We start from the raw sequence: 3,993 nt of genomic DNA on the forward strand, positions 1-3,993 counted from the left end.
GGTTGCCGATCTATTAACGCAGAATACGGCTATCCTTGCAGATCTATTTGCGCTGCTGGACGAGAACCATAAACAACGGGCGCTCAAATATTACGAAAACTTGGGAGATGCGCCGACCTTTCTGTTCATAACGATTCCAAAAGTACCCGAGGGATAAGACTATGCACGACGCATGGCGGCAATATACCCCATCACCGAGCTTATGCTGATTTGGCTGCTCGCGCACAATGCGGGTCTTGCCGCATGCGGCATTGTGGTGCCGCCATATGTCGGGCAACAGATTTGTGAAGAACTGGGTATCGAGGGTAGAGACATCATCGTCGGTATAAGCCTAGGGTACCCGGACGAGCAACCGGTCGCAGAAGAACACCCGCGCGCAAAAGCCACTTACTACGGGTAATGCAGCACCTTGCTTAAAATGTATATAAAAAGATCACGCCCTTTGGCATCGTGCCTAAGGGCTTTTCTTGTGGCAGGGGAACTAGACATTTAAAGCAGACGTTGATTATGCAACAATAGCGAATATGAAGGTTCCTTTGCGTACTAAGCTTTCCACATATTGTGAGAATTTATTATCTCGGCGATCACGGGTGGTGCTCCTCGTCATACTTCTCGTAGGTAGTGCCGCTCGAGTCTATCACCTAAGTTGGGCCAGCCTTTGGTTTGACGAAGCGTTCTCTGTACGTGTATCGAGCATGAGCTTTACAGGTATGATGCAAGAGATTCTCCATACCGACTTCAACCCGCCGCTACATTTTATCATCCTGCATTTCTGGATGAAGGTGTTCGGCAGCTCAGAATCTTCGATACGATTCGTATCATTGATATTCGGGGTTGCCGCGCTTTTCATGATGTATCAACTGGGTAAATATCTTTTCAATAAAGAAATCGGTATTGTGAGCGCTCTTCTTTTGGCTTTATCCAGACCTAATATCTACTATTCTCAGGAGGCGCGGGGCTATAGCCTGATGCTCTTCTTAACCCTGGTGTCTTTCTACTTCTTCCTCCAACTTCGCAACAAAAAGAACGCTACTGCCCCTGTTTGCTATCTGGTATCGAGCATCCTCTTGCTGTATACGCATATGTTCGGCATGCTCATTATTATCACACAAACCATCTATCTGGTGTTCGGGGCGTTGCTGCGCGACGTTCAGCGTGATCCCCACTCTCGCCGCTGGCTGATTCGCACATGGCCTCTTTACCAACTGGTTTTATTTATCGGCTACACGCCATGGATTATGGTGTATATCCATAAACTCGCCGAGGCGCGAGCACTGGCGCAACAACCTCTGGGCTGGACGCTTATGCAACCCTCATCGGCCATGATTCCTGCAATCTCAACCAAACTGGCGGGGTCGTCGTGGTTACTTGTGGCGATGATTCTCTGTTTGGCACTGGCCACATTGTCAACAGCCCTCAACAAACGGAACCTCTCACAGCGCTCCGACATGTTAACCGGGCGTTTTATATCTAATGGTTTAGAAGGCGTAGATTCTGATAATGACAAGATGCTTCTGTTGTTGATTTGGATAATCGCCCCCACCCTGCTTGCGCTCATAATTTCCGTAAGTTTTGTGCCCATCATTCATTACAAGTACCTGCTGGGATTAACACCTGCATTGTATATGCTGGTCGCCATAGGCATCCGAAGCGTGAAGCCCTTAGCGGCTAAAGCGGCGATCGTTACGACCATCATCGCGTTTTCTTTTTTTAATCTTTGGAATTACTACAATATGCCCAGCAAACCGGACTGGCGAAGCGTTGTGGCCAGCATAGAAAAGCGCGCCGCCCCCGGCGATTTCGTCATCGTTTCACCCGCGCCAAACATTCAAAACGGATTCAGTTACTATTTGAGGCGGAACGATTTAGCGTTGGCGGGATTCCCAGAACAAGGGATGTTAAGCGAGGCGCATGGGATTAATGAATTACAGCCCATGCTAGAAGACCGCCAAGGCTTCTGGGTGGCAATACTCATCGCCCACGGTGAGAACGGGCTTATCGATAACGCGAAAGCTCTTACCCAGCTATTAAAAACCTATTACCACATCGCCGACAGGACGAGTTTTGATGGGATCGAACTCTATCGCTGCCAACGAAAGCAAGTCAAGTAGTGCTCTTCATCAGCGCTGATGCTATGTCAACAAGCACCTCTCTTCTAAGTGAAAAATCATTCCACTGTGGCTAGTAGTATCGAAAAGATTCCTAGGATTAAATACGCTTCGGCTTTCTTAAGAAGCAAATATAAACGCTTTGAAGTTGTCCGTTGTTGATATGGCTTACGACAAAGGGGTAAATAGAAGTAACACAGCAAAAAGGAGATGTTCATTTGTCGCCAATCGATCTTTTGTTAGCGGAGCATAAGCTTATATGGCGCATGGTTGCGCATACTGACCGTGAGCTTGCAAGAATGCAGACAACCGGGCAGGCGGACCCCACATTTCTTGATATTTCTGCCGATTTCTTTAGGGTCTACACTGATATATGCCACCACGGCAAAGAGGAGCATATCTTGTTTAGCGAACTTGCCACTAAGCCGCTTTCCGCCGAACTGAGCACCATAATGGATCACCTTATACTGCAGCACGAGCACCTGAGGCAGGTCGTAAAAGAGCTAATCGCTGCCAATGAGCGATACGAGCACGACTCTAAAGAGGCTTTTCAGGATATCGAGAGAATACTGCTTGCGATTAACACGTTTTATCCTAAGCACCTTAGAACGGAAGAAGAACACTTCTTTCCTTTCGTAATGGCATACTTGAGCACGCAGGAGAGCGATGCGATGGCCAAAGCCTTCCCGCAGTTCGATGCACGATTATTCCATGAACTCTATAGCGAAAAGGTACTGCAGCTTGAGAAAAATCAGGAACAAAAACGCTCTGCTTAAATACTAGAGCGTTTGTGTTGTATGTAAATGTCCAAAGCTCGTAGCAATTGCAGCTATCAAGATTGTAATGCCTATCCCTGTGAGCTGTACGCCAAAAATCTTGAGAGCTGGATTAACGCCAGGCTTACCCTCTTCTTTTTTGCGCCAGACAAGGAACAACGATACTCCCATGAGGGTAAACAGGATTAACCATACCGGCCCGAATACGGAATTCGGTGGGTTAAACGATGGCTTCTTTAGTGTCGGGTACCAGGACTTAATGGCGCCTACCGTAAAGAGTGGTGAAAGAAGCTTAAAAAGAAAAGATGGGCGACTCACTTCTTAGAACGGGTAAAGATAAGCAACACTTCGTCATTATGGAATAAACGTGTGGATTTGATATGGTTAAGGAGTCTTTTAAAACAGGCCTTAGCTTTGGCCTGACCTCGGGGATCATTACTACGCTTGGGCTAATTGTAGGATTAAGCTCAGGTTCTAGTTCAAGATCCGTGGTTGTCCAAGGAATACTAACGATTGCCATTGCCGATGCCTTCTCTGATGCTTTAGGGATTCATATCTCAGAAGAATCGGAGGGTAAGCACTCAGAACGTGAGATATGGGAATCGACTATTACCACATGGCTAGCCAAGTTCTTCTTTGCCTCCCTGTTTATCATCCCCGTAGTGCTGCTGCGGTTACCGCTAGCTGTTATCGTAAGCGTTATCGCAGGACTGCTTCTTTTGTCCATAATTAGCTATGTTATTGCAAGATACGAGAACGAGAGACCGTTTAAGGTCATCAGAGAGCATGCGATCATTGCGGCAATCGTCGTTGCCACCACGTATTATGTTGGGGCTTGGATATCGAATATATTTAATAATTAGGCATCTAGCCGGTGAAAAGACTACCCCTTAATACTATGCAGGGGGTAAAAATGAAGATATCACTAATGCTAAGGGAAGATCATCGCAACGTAGAGAGGGCGCTTTCTATTTATCGAGCACTCCTTCTCTAGCACAGAAGATGAAGGGCTTTATGAGGGCTGTGAGAAAATCGAGGAGGAGCTACCCGTGGGTCATCACGAGTTGCTCGAGATTATCGAGCAGGTTGAGAACAGGGTCAAGCACTAA

The 3,993-nt window shown here is 47.0% G+C and carries 5 protein-coding genes; 4 read left to right on the forward strand and 1 reads right to left on the reverse strand.

What is annotated here, in order from left to right; genetic code table 11:
* The first annotated feature begins 172 nt into the window (after nt 1–172).
* From ACYC56_RS12035 to ACYC56_RS12045, 3 genes are all read left to right on the forward strand, one after another.
* Nucleotides 173–400 carry a nitroreductase family protein gene (locus tag ACYC56_RS12035; RefSeq protein WP_461374422.1) on the forward strand — a complete coding sequence of 76 codons (228 nt, stop codon included), beginning with the start codon at nt 173–175 and terminating at the stop codon, nt 398–400.
* A 295-nt stretch (nt 401–695) separates the two neighbouring features.
* The gene (locus tag ACYC56_RS12040) at nt 696–2,111 is read left to right on the forward strand and encodes a glycosyltransferase family 39 protein (protein WP_461374423.1); all 1,416 of its coding nucleotides are present in this window, start codon (nt 696–698) and stop codon (nt 2,109–2,111) included.
* Nucleotides 2,112–2,326: 215 nt separating this feature from the next.
* A complete protein-coding gene (locus ACYC56_RS12045; protein ID WP_461374424.1) occupies nt 2,327–2,884 on the forward strand; it encodes a hemerythrin domain-containing protein in 558 nt (185 codons plus the stop codon).
* A 3-nt stretch (nt 2,885–2,887) separates the two neighbouring features.
* Here ACYC56_RS12045 and ACYC56_RS12050 read toward each other — a convergent pair whose 3' ends face one another.
* The gene (locus tag ACYC56_RS12050) at nt 2,888–3,202 is read right to left on the reverse strand and encodes a TspO/MBR family protein (protein ID WP_461374425.1); all 315 of its coding nucleotides are present in this window, start codon (nt 3,200–3,202) and stop codon (nt 2,888–2,890) included.
* Between the two features lie 62 nt (nt 3,203–3,264).
* Here ACYC56_RS12050 and ACYC56_RS12055 point away from each other — a divergent pair, with 62 nt between their 5' ends.
* A complete protein-coding gene (locus ACYC56_RS12055; RefSeq protein ID WP_461374426.1) occupies nt 3,265–3,747 on the forward strand; it encodes a VIT1/CCC1 transporter family protein in 483 nt (160 codons plus the stop codon).
* Nucleotides 3,748–3,993 lie beyond the last annotated feature (246 nt).

The sequence above is a fragment of the Candidatus Aquicultor sp. genome, from assembly GCF_054640775.1.